Consider the following 18,668-nt stretch of genomic DNA (forward strand, 5'->3'; position numbering starts at 1 on the left):
AAGCTGCTGCTTGTCGGTTAACTGCTCCTGGTATTGGTAGTAGTGGTGGGGCGACTTTTGAGCAAAATAGGTTGTTGTTTCAAGGTTTATTTTTGGCGCCTCAAATGGTGGGGGAGGCGATGAAGGGTAATCATTTGACGGCTTATGTTTTTGATAAGTTGGGTTATCCTGTTAATCCTCTTCCTTTTGAAAAACGACGGGATGTTATTCAGGGGATAAAGTTGGGTTCCCCGGAGAAGTTGATTGCTTTTTGTCGAGCTATTCAGCAATATTCGCCTGTGGGGTCTTATTTAGACCCGGTACCTGCACCGATGCCTGGATATGAAAGTCAGTTGGTTATGGCGGGGGGGACTTTTATTGATGGGGCGACTTCTGAATTTTCGGCGGATGGTCCTTTGAGGGAACCTTATGTGGTGTTTTGTCAGGGGGACTCATTGGACTCATGTGGCGATCGCTCTGGAGGCTGCTATTGAGGCGGTAGGTTTTAGAATTTAGAATTTAGAATTTAGAATTTTTTCATTAGGGACTTGCAACCTAATTTGTAAGAATACAACTGAAAATCCTTTGGTGTGGCGATTTTTTCATTAGCTCTTAGAAAATGAAAATAATGGATGATTTGACTTCTCCCCGCTTTAAAAAGACGGGGATTCTAAGCGGATGCTTGGAGCGGATTAAAATCACCCTCCAAGCGCTTACGATATTCTTTTGAAAGAGAATCCAAAAAATACCGTTTTGGCAGAGTCAAAACTGCGCTACAGACCTTGGTTAAATCGAAATTTAACTGTGTCCTTACCTTTCTAATTAGGCTTGCTGAACCAGCGGAAGAGGCTTCAACAAGTGACCTCGGATATTTAACCTTTAGCTGCTGGCTGTGGGGTAATTCGGTAGATTGATCTTATGGGAGATGCTCACAAAACTCTACGATTTCCCTTCAACCACATCCCTGTGTCCTTATTTCTGCTTCGCTATTACAATTGAGATGTTTTCACCAGAGGGATTTTCTATCGTCAATTTGCCCTCGGCATCAAGACCTATATCTTGGGAGAGGCCACCCTGTACTTCATTGAAGTCGAGTGTGAGTTTCCCTGTGGCTCCTGATACCGTCAGGCAGTTACTAGCAAAGGGGTCTTTCTTATCAGAAGGATTTAATGCATCTGAGACGAATATGATATAATCTTGAACAAGAAGATCCAATGTCTGATTTGTAACACTTTCTTGATCGGCGTAAAAACCCACATAAGATTCTGCCGAGACTAGATTCGGATTAAACTCGTCACAACCTCTGAATCCAATCGGCGGCTTACCGGCAACAACCGTATATATTGTGTCTAAACCGGCCTCTTCTGCAGACAATATAACAGGAGGCAATAAGCTAGGGTTGATAAGGGGGCCCCTTAAATCAAATTCGATTGTCTGGACTTCACTCAGGTTTTTAGGAAACTCATCTAACGACCAGTATGGTATGTATAACTCCATTCCGCGGTCTTCTTTGATTTAGCCTCACGGAGCGCGCTTGACCAGTCTGTTGTTACGAACACCTCTGTTTCGTAACCTTGTGCGGAGGCTGGTAAACCACTGCCAACCCAGATAAATAAGCTCAAGACGCAGGCGAGAATTGCCGTTACCTTTGTTTTCATCATGTCTCCTTTTAATTGAAAATTGTGGACTGTAAGCTTAATGCTTATTGGTTTATACTTATATGACGCTTTTGCTCTTCTGTTTCTGACTATTTTGCTTGACTTTTTTTCCGAGGACTGACTGGGGCAAAACTTCACCACTGAGCCTAAGATAGTGCAAAGAAAATAGCCGCTCAACTTCTCTTTGAGCTGTTTCCTCGCCCGAGATATTCGCCTGGACACATTTTCGAGAGCAATAGTGGTTTCATTTGCTGAAGCTCCCGGAGATGGAGGATGGAATTTTTCTCTTTTATTGCGGATAGAGCAGAAGAAATTTGATTTGTACAGATTTTATATTTACTTGGGTTTACCTTGTTCAATTCCATGATAAAAAAGTTCCTGAGAAGCAGGAAATATCGGTATCTTCAGTAGAGGAAGGTACTCCCTCTTGGAAAAAAAGTAGACTTTCTTATTGAGTTTTTTAATGCTTGCGAAACAAATAATTTAAAAGAGATGCAGAGGGATTCTATACTTTTGTTGAAGTTATTTGCTTTGGCTTTATTTATTGTGCTTACCACTTTTGTAGTGTCCACATTGATTCTTTGGTTAATTAAATTACCTACCTATCGTTTTGTTATTTTTACCGAAGCATCAAAGAAGGAGCGAGATAAATATTTTTGTAGGGTTAGCAGTAGGATAAATTTTTGGTGGATAGTTGTAGTTGCAGGTTTTATTGTTGGAGTGTCCGCGAGTATTTTTAGCAGCTATCTTTTAGAATTGTTAGGTAATATTTTCGGCTAACCATGTTCATAAAATATTAGTTGTGAGAATAGTTAAATATTCTATAAATAACCAATTACAAAGCATGATAATTTCACTGTTTTCTTAACACTAATTCCGCGACTAAAGGCAAATGGTCTGAACCTGTAGTTGACAAAACTTCAGAAGATTTAGAAACCCAATGATTTGAATACCAAATATAGTCAATTCTAAACAGAGGATAATCTAATTTCCAGGTAGAATTTGGAATTAAAAAATCCAGACGCCAACCCGCAGGCCAAGTTAAACCAAAACCCATTCCTGATACTCGAAAAGAATCATTTAATACTTGTCTTAAATAATAGTAATCCTGAGATTGTTCGCTCATATTAAAATCACCCGCCACAATAACTGGCAAACTTTCTTTTTTTAGCTGAATCGCTGAGAAGCTTCACGCCATAATTTTTAGATTTGGCGACCAGATGAATCGGCAGCAAATTGAATAGGTTCGATGCCCATTCAATTTGCAAATATCTCAGCAGAAGCTTTCGCCCTGGTTGAAAAACTTGTGTTATTATTTTGCTATAATCCCGGAAATTTTCCACTATGCGGACTGCTTACCAATATAAATTAAGGCCCAACAAAGAACAAATAGCCACAATGGAATTGTGGTTGGAATTGTTGCGTCGGCAGTACAACTATAGGTTAGGTGAAAGATTCTCATGGTGGTCAGAAAACCGTTGTCCGGTTAATGCTTGCCCCAAGGTAGATGCCAATTCCAAGACTCAGGGATAATCCAGATTATTACTCTCAAAAAAAAGATTTGGTCAATACCAAAGACAAGTTTCCTGAGTATAAGCTAATTCATTCTCAGGTTTTGCAAGATTGCATAAAACGGGTAAAACTTGCTTTTGATAGATGGTTTAAAGCAGACAAGAGTGGACATAAATTAGGAAAACCAAGGTTTAAGAAAATAAGCCGTTATCGTAGTTTTACTTATCCTCAAATCAAACAAGACTGTATTGAAGGACGCAAGATCAACTTACCAAAAATTGGCAAGGTAAAGTTGATTCAGCATCGTCCAATACCAGAAGGGTTTATAATCAAAACTGCTACTATTAGTCGTAAAGCTGATGGTTATTATGTGACTTTATCCCTAGAAGACAAATCAGTTCCAGCTTTTACAACTGAAGTTGAATCTACATTAAAAAATACTCTGGGAATTGATATGGGACTGAAGGAATTTTTAGTAACAAGTGAAGGAGAGTCTGTTCCAATCCCTCAATACTATCGCTCATCTCAGAAGCGATTAAAGACTTTGCAAAAACGTTTATCTCGAAAGAAAAAAGGAAGTAAAAGGTGGCTCAAAGCGGTCAAAGCTGTAGCAAAAGAACATAAAAAGGTTGCCGACAAACGTAAAGATTTCCACTTTAAAACAGCCAATGAATTGTTATCAAAAGCTGAAGTTATCGCCCATGAAAACTTAAACATTAAAGGTCTAGCAAAGACCCATTTGAGTAAATCAATTAACGATGCTGGATGGAGTCAATTCCTGTCTATTTTAACTGTCAAAGCTGAAAATGCTGGACAGAAAACTATAGCAGTAAACCCTAAAAATACCAGCCAAGATTGCTCAAATTGTGGTGAAAAAGTTCCCAAAGAATTAAACATACGAACTCATTCTTGCCCGCACTGTGGCATAGTAATAGACCGCGACTTGAATGCGGCCATAAATATCAAAAATAGGGCGGTAGGGCATTCCGTCTTTAAAGCTCGTGGAGCCCGATGCAACGGCAGGGCAGGGAAACGAGAAGCCTACACTATAGCGCCAGCTTAGTGTGGGAGTATGTCACTCGGAGTATGAAGTAAATTAAAATTAATCCTGAATAACTATAGACAAATACTTTGGTAATTATTTGCAAAAGTAAGAAGAGATTCATTTGCCCATTGCCTCCAAACCTATTTACAAAAAAAAGTAAGATTTGAGTTTTTTCTTCCTTCTTCCTTCTTCCTTCTTTAAAAATGAGTTTTCCCTTCTTCGTTCTTCCTTCTTTCCTCTTCCTTCTTCAACACAGCTTCCCTAAAACCTAGCACTACTAAAATATTAGATAGTGTTAGAAATACTTCCGCACTACCATGTAACCAATCAATATTTGCTAAGGCTTCACTATAAACTTGTTTAGCATAAATTCCGGCGGGAATAGTTACGCCTACAAATACTAAAGTGCCATAAAATCCAATTAAAGCTAAACGGGGTGTTTTGCCTGAACGAGTGAGAAACCAAAGAAAGCCTAAATAGGGAAATAGAGAAAGAGCAAATAGAGTATCTTTAGAAATCATATTTCTAGGAGTATAAAAAATTTTGTTGTATTAAGTAGCTAGTAGTCTAGAGTCAGGAGTGAGTATTTCAAAGACTCTAAATTTACAGATTTAAAACTATAACGTTATAGATTATCTGGTGTGGGATGCTGAAAAATAGCTTACTTCTGAATATCTGTAATTTGTCAAAAAATGATAGTCTCTAGTCTAGATTCAGTTCTCAGTATTCTAAATACTCTCTCAAAACTATAACGTTACAGATATATAGTCTGAAGCTCTGAAAAATAGCTCACTTGTGAATATCTGTAATTTGTCAAAAAATAATAGTCTCTAGTCTAGATTCAGTTCTCAGTATTCTAAATACTCTCTCAAAACTATAACGTTACAGATATATAGTCTGAAGCTCTGAAAAATAGCTCACTTGTGAATATCTGTAATTTGTCAAAAAATGATAGTCTCTAGTCTAGATTCAGTTCTCAGTATTCTAAATACTCTCTCAAAACTATAACGTTACAGATATATAGTCTGAAGCTCTGAAAAATAGCTCACTTGTGAATATCTGTAATTTGTCAAAAAATAATAGTCTCTAGTCTAGATTCAGTTCTCAGTATTCTAAATACTCTCTCAAAACTATAACGTTACAGATATATAAGTCTGGAGCGCTGAAAAATAGCTCACTTGTGAATATCTGTAATTTGTCAAAAAATCATAGTCTCTAGTCTAGAGTAAGTGTCGTACCGAAAAATTAACTCTCGCCACTTTCTTCTTGCTTTTTACTGTTAGAAAATATCAACCAAGCAGCAGCTAATAGAGTAAAATTTCCCAACAAAGTCATTGAAGCTTGAAGAGTAACTAACCATTCCAAATTTGGGTCATTATCAAAATAATGCCAAGTGCAGGCACACATCGCACTTACCAATGCAGGTAACATGGCAAAAGATAAACCATACCAGGCACGGTTATTAGTGACATTGCCATAGAGAGAAATAAACCAAATGGCAGCTATCCATTCAATAACGCTAGAAATATGAATAATCCAAGTAGGAATTGATAAAGCGTGCATATCTAAAAAATCTGAAAATTTAAGTATCAACTTTGGTGTTATATAAGGTTATATCAAAAGAATAAACTACTCAGACAAATGCGAGCAATTTTATGCGGTTACTACGGCAAAGGTAATAGTGGAGATGAGGCATTATTAGCATCTTTGTTACAGATGTTGCCTGATAATATTCAACCTTATGTTTTGTCTGGTAACCCTATCGAAACTCAAAAACAATATCAAGTCGAAGCAGGCGATCGCCTCAATACTTTGACTATTCTCCAGGCAATGAAACGTTCGGATGTCTTTATCTGGGGGGGTGGAAGTCTGATTCAAGATGCTACCAGTATTGCTAGTCCTTTTTATTATGCCGGACTAATGGGAATTGCTCAAAAAATGGGCTTAAAAACAATTGCCTGGGCACAGGGTATTGGGCCTTTAGATCATCAAACTACCCAATTTTTAGCAAAGCAATGTTTTAAGGGTTGTACTGCGGTTAGTGTCAGGGATGCCAATTCGGCAAAAATAGTTGCCAAGTGGGAGATTCCTTTTACTTTAGCTCCTGACCCAGTTTGGGCCTTAGAAGGCTCTTCTGTCCCCGGTCTTTGGGATTTACCTGCGCCTAGAGTAGCGGTCAGTTTGAGACCTCACCCACAACTTACTCCGGCACGTTTAGCAATTTTAACTCAGGCTTTGGTTTCTTTTCAAAAGGCAACTAAAGCGTTTATTTTGTTGTTGCCTTTTCAACCGATAAAGGATTTAAAAATTGCTGAATCTATTCATCAAAAATTGCCTAATCATAGCAAGATTTTAAGTATAGAAGACCCTAGAGTTTTGAAGGGAGTTTTTCGGGGTGTGGAAATGGTAATAGGTATGCGTTTCCACAGTTTAATTATGGGTTCTGCGGAGGAATGTCGTTGTTTTGCTATTAGTTATGACCCGAAAGTTAGTCAGTTAATGACTGAGTTAGAAATGCCTGGATGGGAGTTAGCTGAATTGCCGGAAGATGCAAATTTAATTAGTAAGATGTGGATTGAAAATTATGCGAATGGGGATGCTTTGTTTCCAGAAAGAATAGATTTTTTGAGGGAGCGATCGCTAATTCATCAAGAGGTATTATCTTCAATTAATAATTAACAATTAATAATTAATAATTATTGCTCTGCCGATTAAATATCAAAACATTGACATACAAAGGTTTTAGCCTTTTTGTTGCGAAAAAAGTGTCAGCTTTTAGCTCAGAATTGCCCAAAATACTCACATTTTGAGCAGACAAGGAGAGGAAAATTGAGCGACAATTCTTTCGACTGCCTTCCCTGTAATACCATTTCTTAAAAACTTTTCTACATTTTGTTGGGGGAGTGGGGGAGTGGGGGAGTAGGGGATAATTCATTAATGGATAATGGATAATTGATAATTACCTCTGGTTAAAACCGTTCTTGATTGAATATAAGGAATATTGTCTTTTTTTTCCTCTTAAAAGAGGAGGATTTAGACCACGATTTTTCGGTAATACCATTACGGTTGCAGTACTGCCAAAATCTGGAAAAACTTCCACAATAATGTAGATAGAAGTCGTGCATTTTAAAGTCTGAATTATGATTCCTGATTTATCATTTTATTTGGTTTAGTAAATAGAACGTTAAATACATGGGATGTTTGATAATACTTACTGATAGGTAACTGAACTAGCTGATTAATTTCATCTGAGGTAATTAAATAAGCTTCATATTTTAAGGAATCCATAAATTCTCTTAATTCTGTTTCATTAGTTCCCATTTGTTGTAATCAAAATCTATTAATTTCACAAATAATATAGGGAACATCATATTGGGAAAATGTATTTACTGCTCCTTTAATCACATCAAGTTCTGCTCCTTCAGTGTCAATTTTAATCATTTTGATGTGACCAATATCTTTATTGCCGAACCAAAATATCATCAAGTGTAGATTGTTGAATATTTTGCATTGTTTGATTACCCAAAATTTTTTGATTGAATGGATGTTTACCGACATCCCACAAAGCATGACCGCCATCGTTATCTTGATTAAAAAATAGTTGTGTTTGTTTCGTTTCTGAGCCAATAGCAAGATTAAATAAGCTAATATTATTTAGACTGTTGAGACTAATATTCTCTAAGATTTTTGATAATTTGATAGTTCTGGTTCAAAAGCAAAAATTTTACCGAATAATTAAGGTTTAAAGCCTCTCCTTTAAAGGAAAAACAAGCGGTCGAGGGATGGATGGGTTTCCTAACCATATCCAATCGACCAAGAGAGAAAAAATTTTCCTTTTATTCAATCCTCTTCCTTTTAGAGGGAGGTAATGATCAATTATTCATTATCCATTATCAATTATTAATTATTGAACTTCGATGCCTACTATTTTTGCAGCTAAAACAGAATAATATCCAATATGAGTGCCAATATCAATAAAACAGTCACCATATTGTAGAAATTTCCGAATTAATTGGAAAATTTCAGATTCATAAGCTCGCCCTTTTTGAACAGAGTCAAGCATCAATTTTTGAGTAAATTTATTAGAATCTAGGGAGAGCTTTATTTATTGTTGTTCAGAATTAGATTGCCATTGGATATTGATAATTTTGGTAGAATTTTATGAAGTCATAGTTGAACTATTTTTCCTCTGAATCATTGCCCAATACATATCCGGACCTACAGGCACATTAAATTTAATATCTAACACTTGTAAAATTTCAAATCCTGTTCTTCTAATTAAATCTAACCACATAGTTTTTCCCAATACACTGTAGTGATTTTTATTAGTTTGATGTTGGCAACTTGTATCAGGAGCAGGTACTTCTAAATATAGATAACCTTCAGGTTTAATAACTCTATAAATTTCCTGCAAAGTAAAATATGGAAAAATACTATGTTCTAAACAATGTCTACACCAAACAAAGTCAAAATAGTTATCTTCAAATTCTAAAAAAGATTGATCCATTTCATAAACTTGATAACCTTTTTGTTGGCAAATAGCCACATCTTCACTATTTAGAGTAATTCCAGTTGGTGAAAAACCATGTTTTTTAAATATCTCTAAAGCTACACCTTGACCACAACCAATATCTAATATTTTGGCTGCCGGTGGTAAAAATATTTCCTTTAGACATACATCAAACATTTGCTCAGTTATTTGATTATGAAGTTTGGTTGGAGGTTCGGGATAGGTATCATTTTTAATTTTTTCTAGAAAGTTCTCAATTTTTTTATTTGTGATGAATTTAGTTTCATAATATATAGGTATTCAACAATTAATAATTAATAATTACCTGCCATTGAAAACAAGAGGATTGACGAGGTAGGGAAAATTTTTTCTTTTCTCTTGGTCCATTGGATATTGCGAGGATACTTCGCCATCCCTAAAGGAGAAAAAAGCAATTTTATCAAAGCTTCAGAGTACGAATATCTGGTTGAAATTGTAGTATAAATTAAATGAATGCTTGCTTTATTCATTATATCATTTTGAAAAAATAATTTTACGAATAATAAGCGTGATTAAAAGATTTTAAAAGAGATATTTCTTTGACAGAAAAGAGAATTTTCTAGCTCAAAACTGGTATTGAAGTAATGTAAGTAGTCAGGCAGCCTCCTCCGGAGGAACTACGTTAACAGCAATTGGTAATGAATAATTACTTCTCTTTAAACAATAGCTGATAGCTGAATGCTTACCGAATAATTAATAATTAATAATTAAATAATTCTGGTTTAAAGCCTCCTCTTTTAAGGGGAAAAAAGTGGTCGTTGCGTAGCTTCCCGAAGGGTGGGATGGATGGGTTTCCTAACCATATCCAATCGACCAAGAGAAGAAATAATATTTCCTTATATTCAATTCCGTAACGGTTTTAACCAGGGGTAATTATAAATTATCCATTATCCATTATCCATTAATGAACTACTACCTATCTGAATTAGTGGTAAAAATTTACATAATTATCGTATAATTATAGCGTAAAAATAGAGGTATAAATTTTGGCAAGAGTCAGAGTAAGACAACACGTTAATCCTTTCTCTAGTAAGTATCAACAGCTAGTAACTCTACCAAATTTTAGTAATATTTATTCTGATTTAAATAAACCATTACATTTAGATATTGGTTGTGGTCGGGGTAAATTTTTATGGCAGATGGCACAGACAGAACCTGAATGGAATTTTCTCGGTTTAGAAATTCGGGAACCATTAGTTATAGAAGCTAATAATTTGCTAAATGAACAGGGTTTTAATAATTTGCACTATTTATTTTGTAATGCCAATATTTCTCTGGAAAAAATATTACAGTCTTTGCCAGAGGAAATATTACAAAGAGTCTCAATTTTATTTCCCGATCCTTGGTTTAAGAGACGTCATCAAATACGCAGAGTTGTACAGCCAAAGTTAGTCGAAGATTTAGCAAATTATTTAACAGTTGGAGGAAAAGTTTTTCTCCATTCTGATGTAGAGAAAGTGGCAAAAGAAATGTGTAAACGCTTCTCTGTTCATAGTTCATTTTCTCGAAGTTCTGATGATTGGTTAACTGAAAATATTTTGCCAGTATTATCAGAAAGAGAAATTGTTACTTTAGCTAAAGATCAACCTGTATATAGAGCCTCATTTGAGAAGGTAGTAGGTGCTAGGTCCTAGGTATTAGGTGTGAGTTTTAACTTTTAATTGATGGGAAGATAATTCTGGTTAAAAGTCTCTAAAATTATGGGAATGAATGAGAGGTAAAATATCTAGTTTTTGGTGATGAGTCAAAAAATCAAATATAGAACTCCTAGGATAATTCGTGGAAATTTTATTATTCTACTTTCCCTTGATTGATAAATTATTGATAAGTACTCAAAATCAAAGCTGGTAGGTGGTAGGTGTGGTTTGAGGATTAACCTTCAATTGCTCTGACTATAATTCTGGTTAAAAGTCTCTAAAATTATGGGAATGAATGAGAGATAAAATCTCTAGTTTTTGGTGATGAGTAAAAATCCAAATATAGAACTCTCAGATAATTCGTGGAAATTTTCCTATTCTACTTTTCCTTAATTGATAACTTCTTGATAAGTATTCAAAATCAAAGCTATTGGTTGTGAGGATTAACCTTCAATTTCTCTGACTATAATTCTGGCGAAAAGTCTCTCTAGTTATGGAATGAATCAGGGATAAAATCTCTAGTTTTTGGTGATGAGTAAAAAATCCAAATATAGAACTCTCAGATAATTCGTGGAAATTTTCCTATTCTACTTTTCCTTAATTGATAACTTCTTGATAAGTATTCAAAATCAAAGCTATTGGTTGTGAGGATTAACCTTCAATTTCTCTGACTATAATTCTGGCGAAAAGTCTCTCTAGTTATGGAATGAATCAGGGATAAAATCTCTAGTTTTTGGTGATGAGTAAAAAATCCAAATATAGAACTCTCAGATAATTCGTGGAAATTTTCCTATTTTACTTTCCCTTAATTGATAACTTATTGATAAGTACTCAAAATAAAAGTTAGTAGGTGCTAGGTCGTAGTTGTGAGTATTAACCTTCAATTTATAGGACTATAATTCTGGTTAAAAGTCTCTCAAGTTATGGGAATGAATGAGAGATAAAATCTCTAGTTTTTGGTGATGAGTAAAAAATCCAAATATAGAACTCTCAGATAATTCGTGGAAATTTTCCTATTCTACTTTTCCTTAATTGATAACTTCTTGATAAGTATTCAAAATCAAAGCTATTGGTTGTGAGGATTAACCTTCAATTTCTCTGACTATAATTCTGGATAAAAGTTAGTAGGTGCTAGGTCGTAGTTGTGAGTATTAACCTTCAATTTATAGGACTATAATTCTGGTTAAAAGTCTCTCAAGTTATGGGAATGAATCAGGTATAAAATCTCTAGTTTTTGGTGATGAGTAAAAATCCAAATATAGAACTCTCAGATAATTCGTGGAAATTTTCCTATTTTACTTTCCCTTAATTGATAACTTATTGATAAGTACTCAAAATAAAAGTTAGTAGGTGCTAGGTCGTAGTTGTGAGTATTAACCTTCAATTTATAGGACTATAATTCTGGTTAAAAGTCTCTCAAGTTATGGGAATGAATCAGGTATAAAATCTCTAGTTTTTGGTGATGAGTAAAAAATCCAAATATAGAACTCTCAGATATAGCAATGTGCTCTGGCATATTTACACATTATTTTTTGTAAAGCTTTTCCCTTACTGCACTTTGAGCTACTAAGTTGTAAATACCTGAGCGCTCATTGCTATAATTCGTGGAAATTTTCCTATTCTACTTTTCCTTCATTGATAACTTCTTGATAAGTATTCAAAAGAACGCGATATTAATCATTTTTTTGACAATTAATATCAAGCACACTCTAATAATATGACAAATAACTAATAAAATTTGGGAAACTAATTTCCTGATATTCACAACCTAAAACCTACCGCCTCAAACCTAATATTATATCCAAGAACGAAACCACATCCTCATCTGCCAATTTTGCGGAGATATAGGTAATCCCAAATAAACAGGCATCCAAAAAACAAAAGCAAATAAAATGATAAAAATAACTGTAACTCCTATTACTTTCAGATGAACTTGTCTATTATTTAACCACCTATCAACCCACCAAGCAAGTGCCAAGATAGCAAACACAGCAGCACCCATATAATGATAGATAAAAGTACAACGAGTAACTTTTGACCAAGGTAAAAAATTGGCTAACCAATTTAATAATAAATATAGTAAAAACCACATTTCTGAGGCAGGAATAAATTTCACTTTGGCCTTAGCGACAATTTTATTGCGTCTATCTTTTCGTTTTTTTTCCCAATCCAAGATGCGGTTAATTAATATTAATACTAAGGATAAAATTGCTACTGCTGATAACCACCAAAGGGGCGGATTTCCCATGGCATGAACATCATAAATTAGTGGATTAACTTTTGGATTTCCAATATCTGAAGGTAATGGTGGTAAAGAAGGTTCAGGTTTATCTAATAACCCTGTATTTTTATAGAAATAAACCACAGGTCTAAGCATCAATGGCCAAGTAAACCATTGAGCACAATAAGGATGAATATCTGGTCCACTACCAATTCTTTGATGATAGCTGAAAATTTGTTTTTGCATTTCCCAAAATCCATATTTAGGATTGAGAATAATGTGGGGAATCCAGAGTAAACTGTAGGTTATTATGGGAATAAAAAGTAAATTTAAAGTAAATTGAACCAGATTTAGTTGAGTTAAATTTCGCAAAGGAGATATAAAATCAGGCTTTTTGGGGGGTGCTAAAAATTCAATAATCCAGGCAAATATCCAAAGTAGATAAATACTGAATAAAAATCCTAAACCATTCCATTTTATTGCCGCACTTGCACCAAAATTTATTCCCGCTAAAGCCAACCAAATGTTTTGCTTTAATTGCCAATCTTGCAAAGCAATAATTAAACATAACTGACCTAACAATCCGAAAATTACCAGATAAATATTATTTAAGGCGTAGCGAGATTCAACTAAAAATAATCCATCTAAAGCAATGAGTAAAGCAGCAATAAAACCATAGCTTTGACGACGAGTTAATTGATAAGCGATCGCTCCTACTACTACAGGAATAAATGAACCAGTTAAAGCATTTATCCATCGATAAGTCCAAGGAGCTAAAGTAGAACCTGTTTCATTATTAACTATTTCTTGTCCGAACGGCAGATGAGAACCTATCCAAATACTAATAGCAATAATATATTGACTGAGTGGAGGATGAGCATTAAAAAAATCAGTTTTAGTTAGGTAGTTGTTGGCAAATTTAGCATAATAAACCTCGTCAAAAACGAGAGTATTAAAACGACCTAATTGCCAGAATCTGAGCATGATTGAAAATATAAATATGCTCGTCATGCCAACAATAAACCATCTAGATGATTTACGAGATATTAGTTGCATAAATAGAATAAATTTTAGAGTGTTTTTATTTTAGTATAAAGACATAAAAACAGCCCTAAAGTGAGAACAAGTAGGGCTGTTGTTGTATAAATTAATAATACGATACATTTTTTTACTGAAAATGTCAAGTATTTGTCATTTCAGTTATCAGTTATCAGTTATTAGTTAACAGTACCTCCTCCAATAGGAAGGCAAGAAAATACTGAATTTTCTTTTTTTTATGCCCTTTAAAGGGGAGTCTTGAAACCTAATTTTCTAGTTAGTGAGCTAATCCTAATTTGATATGATTGAGAGGTAGAAACAGAGAAGAGAGATGCCAAAAATAAATGTAGTTGCTCTAAAATATGTTAGCGTAGCAGAGACAATTTTTTTAAATACCTTGATTTAGTCATAAATTTAGCTTCAACCGGGAGAAGCTCCACGCCGTTTGCGTTTGCGTAGCATCCCGTAGGGAAGCATGACCTAGGAAAAGTAACATTGGCGTGGGATGAATCCCGGCCTTAACCATCCGGTGTAGCTTGAGAGTCTATATACTTTTTCAACTATGAAGTATACTTACCAATACCGTATATATCCAGAAACTAGCCAGAAGTTGACACTAAACAACTTGCTCAGAATTTGTCGGTATTTGTACAACAGAATGCTAGGCGAACGCTTTAACTGGTGGGAACAAAACAGATGTCCTATAAATGCTTGTCCTCTAATTTGTCATTTATCTGAATTAAAAGACAAACCAAATTACTATAACCAGAAAAAGAAATTACCAGAACTGAAAAAGGCTATAGTAGAAGTCAAACACTCAGGCGAGCATCTGGATTTTTCCCAAGTTTATTCAATAGTTTTGCAAGATGTTTGTAAAAGAGTAGAAGCAACATTTTCTAGATTTGTAGCAGGCGATAATAATGGCAAACGAAGCGGTAAACCGAGATTTAAAAATCAATCTAGATATCGTTCATTGACCTTTCCTAATGCTGATGATTCTTGGTTAAAATTTTCATCAATTAATGGTAAATGGTTATATATTTTAATCCCTAAAATAGGTTTAATAAAAGTCAGGTATCATAGAATAATACCTGATGGAAGTAAAATTAAACAAATTTCATTAACCAAAAACTGATGGTTGGTGGATAAATTTAAGGTTAGAGGATCAATCAATTCCTGAGTTAAAAACTGACAATATTCAACCTACTTGGGAAAACTCAATAGGATTAGATGCTGTCCTAGACAAAGATATATATTTAGCCACTTCAGTTGGAAGTAAATTATCTTCTCTGAAACCTTTAATAACCAATCAAGACAAATTAACAAAAGTATCCTTACGCAAAAATCAACGTAAATATGGTAGTAAATCAAGACGAAAACTAGCAAAACGCGAAAGTAAAATCCATCAAAAAATAGGCAGAAGTCGTAAAGATTTCCAGTACAAAACAGCTTACAAATTAATTAAAACAGGTAAAAAGTATTTTTCCATGAGAAATTAAATCTCACAGGATTAACTCGCAGAATTAGAGCTAAACAAGATGAAGGTGGAAAGTATTTGCCTAATGGTCAATCCTCCAAATCTGGATTAAATAAATCCTGGCTAGATGCTGCAACTTATCAATTTCTTGAAGTGCTGGGTCAGGTAGCCGAAAAAGCTAACGCCAGTGTTGTTGAAGTTAAACCAAATTATACATCTCAACTACTTTCTTATAGAGATGAAATAGTGTTTACCGATTGCAGTATCAGAGAATATTTTGATGAAAAATTACAGTTAAAAATTGATAGAGATATAAATGCTGCCATCAATTTGAAACGAGTCGGGCTGGACTTGTTCGGTGACTATAAACCGCCGTAAAAACAAAGTGGTTATAGCTAAATCTAAAACCACTTCTGTTTCTCAGGAAGTTCTGACCGTCTTTAAAAGGCATTTCTATGCCTACACAGAAAGCGAATGCGTCTGTTTAGGTAAGTCACGGCTTATGTAGCAACGCCTCCATAACAACTAAACTCAATTGGGCAATTCAAACAAATTATTATTTTTTTAACTCACTCTTAAACATTATTTATAAAATATTTAATAAAAATCAATAAATTATGCCTGTAGAAAATCAAGAATATAAAAAAATTAGCAACGGCGATCGCTCGTATTCCAGCATCTCTAGACCAAGAAACTACTTTCAAAAATACTGTTACAGAGGTACGACAGTTAATCAATGCAGACCGAGTAGTATTGCTTCGCTTCTATCCTCAGTTAAATTGGCAAGGAGAATTTATTTGCGAAGATGTAGCAGATGATTGGAATTCCATCTTAGGGGTGAAGGTAGAACATTGGCCTTTTAGGGAAGAATTGGCTGCATATAATACAGAAGGATACATTGAGACTGTAACAGATATTGAGCAAGCAACATTAACATTAAGTGAATCTGAGGTCAAAATTTGCCAAGAGCTTCAGGTACAAGCTCATTTGATAGTTCCCATACTCAAAGTCGATAATACCAAAGACGCTACAACATTAACTCAACCCGCACTGTGGGGATTACTATGTATCCATCAATGTAGCAAACCCAGGCAATGGCAAGATATAGAGATTGAACTTGCTCAGACAATGACTCAAAATCTAGGAGTAGTCATCAAAAATACAGAACTTCTAGAAGCAGCACATTACCAAGTACAACAACAAAAAGCTTTAGCTAGAGTAATCAAGAGAATTCGTACCCCACTCGACTTAGAAGAAACTTTTAAGATTACTGCTACAGAAGTACGTCAACTACTCAAAGCTGACCGCGTGGGAGTTTTTCGTTTTTATCCAGAAAGAGACTGGGAAGGAGAATTGGTCTCTGAAGATGTAGGAGCTGAGTGGAATTCAGCATTAGCAGTTAAAGTATACGACCACTGTTTTGGGGAACAATTCGCTGTTCATTATCAAGAAGGTAGAATGCAAGCAGTGGCAGACGTTTATCAAGCAGGATTAAGTGATTGCCATGCAGAAATTTTGGGGCAATTTCAAGTACGAGCTAATCTAGTTGTACCTCTACTCAAAGGTGCAGGTACAGAAATATTACCCCAACTTTGGGGTTTGCTGTGCATTCATCAATGCAGTGGACCTCGTCATTGGCAAGAGTACGAAATAGAATTTGTCCAACAAATAGCCGATCATTTTGGTGTAGCGCTACAACAAGAAGATGCTCTGATACAACTTGAACAACAGGCAGCACAACTAGCTATAAGTAGACAAAAGGAAAAGTTAGCCGAACGCCAGAAAATTGTAGGTGAATTATTTGACAAAATTCGTTTATCTCTAGAAATTGAGACAATTTTTGCCACTGCAACCGAAGAAGTAAGAAAACTACTGCAAGCAGAGCGAGTGGCAATATATCAGTTTTTGCCTAACTGGAGTGGCGAATTTGTTGCCGAATCTTTTGCAGAAGGATGGACTCCCCTAGTCGGAGTTCAACCCATTATTGAAGATACTTTTTTACAAGAAACTCAGGGGGGGCGGTATGTCAACAATGAAACTTTTGCCGTTGATGATATTTATCAGGCAGGTCATACTGAGTGTTATCTTCAACTTTTAGAACAATTTGAAGCCAGAGCTTATGCAGTTGTACCAATTTTACCTGGAGAAAAACTTTGGGGTTTGCTGGCAGCTTATCAAAATTCAGCTCCTCGTCATTGGCAAAAAGATGAAGTAGACTTGCTAGCTCAAATAGCTGCTCAGTTGGGAGTTGCTCTCCAACAAGCTGAGTATTTTCAGAAAGTTCAGGAACAGTCGGTACAACTAGCAAAAGCAGCAGAGCAGGAAAGATCGGCAGAACGTGCAAAACTCTGGCTGCAATTGTTGATAAAATTCGTCGGTCTCTGGATATTAAGACAATTTTCCAAACAACTACCCAAGAAGTGCAACAACTTTTGAATGCAGACAGAGTTGCGATCTTCCGCTTCAATGATGATTGGAGTGGAGAATTTATGGCTGAGTCAGTAACTGAAGGTTGGGTTCAGTTAATCCAGGAACAAAAAGAAAATCCCAAAATTCCTGCAAATGTTAGTAAATGTTCCGTTAGACATTTGCAAAATACTCTAACTGATACTTATTTGCAGGAAACTGAGGGCGGAGATTTTGCCAAAGGATTAATTTATCGTACCTGCAACGATATCTATAATTCAGGTTTTAGTGATTGTTACATTGAGGTATTAGAGTCTTATCAAGCTAGAGCTTATGCCATCGTTGCTATTTATCAGGGCAAAAAACTTTGGGGTTTGCTAGCAGCTTTTCAAAATTCTGCACCCCGTGAGTGGGAAGCAGCAGAGATAGAATTATTAGCTCAAATTGGCGTTCAATTAGGAGTAGCGCTGCAACAAGCTGAGTATGTCAAACAAGTTCAAACTCAAGCAGCAGAGTTAGCTAAAGCAACGGAACGACAAAAGGCACTGTCAATTACTATTGATAGAATTCGGCAATCTCTTGATATTAATACAATTTTTCAGACGACTACTCAAGAAGTACGACAGTTACTAGAAGTTGAGAGAGTTGCTATTTATCGTTTTTATCCAGACTGGAGTGGGGAGTTTGTGGCAGATTCAATTATTGATGAATGGACTCCTATGGTTCAGACTCCTTTAGCAATTAATCCTGCGATCGGCAAACCGACTAATGCTGGTAAACTTCCCAGAAATGAAACTTTTGTACCTATTTTGCAGGGAGAAAAACTTTGGGGGTTACTGGTTGCTTATCAAAATTCTAGCCCTCGTTATTGGCAAGATGAAGAAATTAATTTGCTAGCACAGGTGGGAGTGCAGTTAGGTATTGCTTTACAACAAGCTGAATTACTGGAAAAAACCCGTACCCAAACTGAAGAGTTAACAAAAACTCTACAGGAGTTAAAACAAACTCAAGTGCAGATGATTCAGGGTGAAAAAATGGCTAGTTTAGGGCAGTTAGTAGCAGGAATTGCCCATGAAATTAATAATCCTGTAAATTTTATTTTTGGCAATCTGACTCATGTGGATGAGTATGCAAAAGCTTGCTAAA

At 35.4% G+C, this 18,668-nt stretch carries 19 protein-coding genes and 1 pseudogene; 11 read left to right on the forward strand and 9 right to left on the reverse strand.

All coding sequences use genetic code 11. The features are described 5' to 3' along the window. A pseudogene (locus tag SAGCYANO_RS08225) lies at window positions 1-495 on the forward strand (methionine gamma-lyase family protein); the annotation flags it as partial. A 456-nt stretch (window positions 496-951) separates the two neighbouring features. Here the strand turns inward: SAGCYANO_RS08225 and SAGCYANO_RS08230 are convergent. Continuing rightward, window positions 952-1,476 (reverse strand): hypothetical protein, encoded by a 525-nt coding sequence (locus SAGCYANO_RS08230; RefSeq protein ID WP_202219630.1) that lies wholly within the window; start codon window positions 1,474-1,476, stop codon window positions 952-954. A gap of 653 nt (window positions 1,477-2,129) precedes the next feature. Here SAGCYANO_RS08230 and SAGCYANO_RS08235 point away from each other — a divergent pair. Then, complete coding sequence (locus tag SAGCYANO_RS08235; RefSeq protein ID WP_202219631.1) at window positions 2,130-2,417, forward strand: hypothetical protein; 288 nt, start codon at window positions 2,130-2,132, stop codon at window positions 2,415-2,417. A 73-nt stretch (window positions 2,418-2,490) separates the two neighbouring features. Here the strand turns inward: SAGCYANO_RS08235 and SAGCYANO_RS08240 are convergent, their stop codons facing one another. After that, on the reverse strand, window positions 2,491-2,814 hold the full coding sequence (locus SAGCYANO_RS08240) for an endonuclease/exonuclease/phosphatase family protein (RefSeq protein WP_255502495.1): 324 nt from the start codon (window positions 2,812-2,814) through the stop codon (window positions 2,491-2,493). A gap of 167 nt (window positions 2,815-2,981) precedes the next feature. Between SAGCYANO_RS08240 and SAGCYANO_RS50155 the strand changes: the two genes are divergently transcribed. Beyond that, complete coding sequence (locus SAGCYANO_RS50155) at window positions 2,982-3,170, forward strand: helix-turn-helix domain-containing protein (RefSeq protein ID WP_375339904.1); 189 nt, start codon at window positions 2,982-2,984, stop codon at window positions 3,168-3,170. Then, window positions 3,145-4,212 (forward strand): RNA-guided endonuclease InsQ/TnpB family protein, encoded by a 1,068-nt coding sequence (locus SAGCYANO_RS08245; protein ID WP_375339905.1) that lies wholly within the window; start codon window positions 3,145-3,147, stop codon window positions 4,210-4,212. Before SAGCYANO_RS50155 ends, SAGCYANO_RS08245 begins: the two co-directional genes overlap by 26 nt. 179 nt (window positions 4,213-4,391) lie before the next feature. Here SAGCYANO_RS08245 and SAGCYANO_RS08250 read toward each other — a convergent pair whose 3' ends face one another. Next, window positions 4,392-4,715, reverse strand: coding sequence for a DUF3593 domain-containing protein (locus tag SAGCYANO_RS08250; RefSeq protein ID WP_202219632.1), 324 nt, complete (start codon window positions 4,713-4,715; stop codon window positions 4,392-4,394). A 724-nt stretch (window positions 4,716-5,439) separates the two neighbouring features. Next, window positions 5,440-5,757, reverse strand: a complete 318-nt coding sequence (locus tag SAGCYANO_RS08255; protein WP_202219663.1) for a DUF2499 domain-containing protein — start codon at window positions 5,755-5,757, stop codon at window positions 5,440-5,442. A 78-nt stretch (window positions 5,758-5,835) separates the two neighbouring features. Between SAGCYANO_RS08255 and csaB the strand changes: the two genes are divergently transcribed. Continuing rightward, entirely contained in the window at window positions 5,836-6,873 is a 1,038-nt protein-coding gene (gene csaB / locus SAGCYANO_RS08260; RefSeq protein WP_202219633.1) for a polysaccharide pyruvyl transferase CsaB, read from the forward strand. A 459-nt stretch (window positions 6,874-7,332) separates the two neighbouring features. Here csaB and SAGCYANO_RS08265 read toward each other — a convergent pair whose 3' ends face one another. The 4 genes from SAGCYANO_RS08265 to SAGCYANO_RS08280 form a co-directional block, all read right to left on the reverse strand. Further along, the gene (locus SAGCYANO_RS08265; RefSeq protein ID WP_202219634.1) at window positions 7,333-7,515 is read right to left on the reverse strand and encodes a hypothetical protein; all 183 of its coding nucleotides are present in this window, start codon (window positions 7,513-7,515) and stop codon (window positions 7,333-7,335) included. Between the two features lie 9 nt (window positions 7,516-7,524). Further along, a complete protein-coding gene (locus tag SAGCYANO_RS08270; RefSeq protein WP_307785841.1) occupies window positions 7,525-7,773 on the reverse strand; it encodes an FkbM family methyltransferase in 249 nt (82 codons plus the stop codon). A 325-nt stretch (window positions 7,774-8,098) separates the two neighbouring features. Beyond that, the gene (locus SAGCYANO_RS08275; protein ID WP_202219636.1) at window positions 8,099-8,257 is read right to left on the reverse strand and encodes a hypothetical protein; all 159 of its coding nucleotides are present in this window, start codon (window positions 8,255-8,257) and stop codon (window positions 8,099-8,101) included. A gap of 96 nt (window positions 8,258-8,353) precedes the next feature. Beyond that, window positions 8,354-8,881, reverse strand: a complete 528-nt coding sequence (locus SAGCYANO_RS08280) for a bifunctional 2-polyprenyl-6-hydroxyphenol methylase/3-demethylubiquinol 3-O-methyltransferase UbiG (RefSeq protein ID WP_237395959.1) — start codon at window positions 8,879-8,881, stop codon at window positions 8,354-8,356. 848 nt (window positions 8,882-9,729) lie between these two features. Here SAGCYANO_RS08280 and trmB point away from each other — a divergent pair. Next, window positions 9,730-10,377 carry a tRNA (guanosine(46)-N7)-methyltransferase TrmB gene (trmB, locus tag SAGCYANO_RS08285; RefSeq protein ID WP_202219637.1) on the forward strand — a complete coding sequence of 216 codons (648 nt, stop codon included), beginning with the start codon at window positions 9,730-9,732 and terminating at the stop codon, window positions 10,375-10,377. A 1,798-nt stretch (window positions 10,378-12,175) separates the two neighbouring features. Here trmB and SAGCYANO_RS08290 read toward each other — a convergent pair. Next, a complete protein-coding gene (locus tag SAGCYANO_RS08290; protein ID WP_202219638.1) occupies window positions 12,176-13,657 on the reverse strand; it encodes a dolichyl-phosphate-mannose--protein mannosyltransferase in 1,482 nt (493 codons plus the stop codon). Between the two features lie 544 nt (window positions 13,658-14,201). On the opposite strand from SAGCYANO_RS08290, the gene SAGCYANO_RS49045 reads away from it, so the two are divergent. The 5 genes from SAGCYANO_RS49045 (at window position 14,202) to SAGCYANO_RS44390 (ending at window position 18,667) form a co-directional block, all read left to right on the forward strand. Next, window positions 14,202-14,774 (forward strand): transposase, encoded by a 573-nt coding sequence (locus SAGCYANO_RS49045; RefSeq protein WP_307785838.1) that lies wholly within the window; start codon window positions 14,202-14,204, stop codon window positions 14,772-14,774. A 115-nt stretch (window positions 14,775-14,889) separates the two neighbouring features. Beyond that, window positions 14,890-15,138, forward strand: coding sequence for a hypothetical protein (locus SAGCYANO_RS50160; RefSeq protein WP_375339906.1), 249 nt, complete (start codon window positions 14,890-14,892; stop codon window positions 15,136-15,138). 56 nt (window positions 15,139-15,194) lie between these two features. Next, complete coding sequence (locus tag SAGCYANO_RS49050; RefSeq protein ID WP_307785840.1) at window positions 15,195-15,494, forward strand: zinc ribbon domain-containing protein; 300 nt, start codon at window positions 15,195-15,197, stop codon at window positions 15,492-15,494. A gap of 354 nt (window positions 15,495-15,848) precedes the next feature. Beyond that, window positions 15,849-17,552, forward strand: coding sequence for a GAF domain-containing protein (locus tag SAGCYANO_RS44385; RefSeq protein ID WP_237395968.1), 1,704 nt, complete (start codon window positions 15,849-15,851; stop codon window positions 17,550-17,552). After that, on the forward strand, window positions 17,549-18,667 hold the full coding sequence (locus SAGCYANO_RS44390; protein WP_237395960.1) for a GAF domain-containing protein: 1,119 nt from the start codon (window positions 17,549-17,551) through the stop codon (window positions 18,665-18,667). Before SAGCYANO_RS44385 ends, SAGCYANO_RS44390 begins: the two co-directional genes overlap by 4 nt. Window position 18,668: the final 1 nt, after the last annotated feature.

It is taken from the genome of Okeania sp. KiyG1, from assembly GCF_014132355.1.
Taxonomy (GTDB): domain Bacteria; phylum Cyanobacteriota; class Cyanobacteriia; order Cyanobacteriales; family Microcoleaceae; genus Okeania.

What these genes read in the sequence shown, in the direction of transcription:
- SAGCYANO_RS08265 (WP_202219634.1), bottom strand. Translation starts at nt 7,515, where the DNA reads ATGGGAACTAATGAAACAGAATTAAGAGAATTTATGGATTCCTTAAAA.
- SAGCYANO_RS08270 (WP_307785841.1), bottom strand. Translation starts at nt 7,773, where the DNA reads ATGGCGGTCATGCTTTGTGGGATGTCGGTAAACATCCATTCAATCAAA.
- SAGCYANO_RS08230 (WP_202219630.1), bottom strand. Translation starts at nt 1,476, where the DNA reads ATGGAGTTATACATACCATACTGGTCGTTAGATGAGTTTCCTAAAAAC.
- SAGCYANO_RS08255 (WP_202219663.1), bottom strand. Translation starts at nt 5,757, where the DNA reads ATGCACGCTTTATCAATTCCTACTTGGATTATTCATATTTCTAGCGTT.
- SAGCYANO_RS08250 (WP_202219632.1), bottom strand. Translation starts at nt 4,715, where the DNA reads ATGATTTCTAAAGATACTCTATTTGCTCTTTCTCTATTTCCCTATTTA.
- SAGCYANO_RS08235 (WP_202219631.1), top strand. Translation starts at nt 2,130, where the DNA reads ATGCAGAGGGATTCTATACTTTTGTTGAAGTTATTTGCTTTGGCTTTA.
- SAGCYANO_RS08275 (WP_202219636.1), bottom strand. Translation starts at nt 8,257, where the DNA reads ATGCTTGACTCTGTTCAAAAAGGGCGAGCTTATGAATCTGAAATTTTC.
- SAGCYANO_RS50155 (WP_375339904.1), top strand. Translation starts at nt 2,982, where the DNA reads ATGCGGACTGCTTACCAATATAAATTAAGGCCCAACAAAGAACAAATA.
- SAGCYANO_RS08280 (WP_237395959.1), bottom strand. Translation starts at nt 8,881, where the DNA reads ATGTTTGATGTATGTCTAAAGGAAATATTTTTACCACCGGCAGCCAAA.
- SAGCYANO_RS08290 (WP_202219638.1), bottom strand. Translation starts at nt 13,657, where the DNA reads ATGCAACTAATATCTCGTAAATCATCTAGATGGTTTATTGTTGGCATG.
- SAGCYANO_RS49045 (WP_307785838.1), top strand. Translation starts at nt 14,202, where the DNA reads ATGAAGTATACTTACCAATACCGTATATATCCAGAAACTAGCCAGAAG.
- SAGCYANO_RS08245 (WP_375339905.1), top strand. Translation starts at nt 3,145, where the DNA reads ATGCCAATTCCAAGACTCAGGGATAATCCAGATTATTACTCTCAAAAA.
- csaB (WP_202219633.1), top strand. Translation starts at nt 5,836, where the DNA reads ATGCGAGCAATTTTATGCGGTTACTACGGCAAAGGTAATAGTGGAGAT.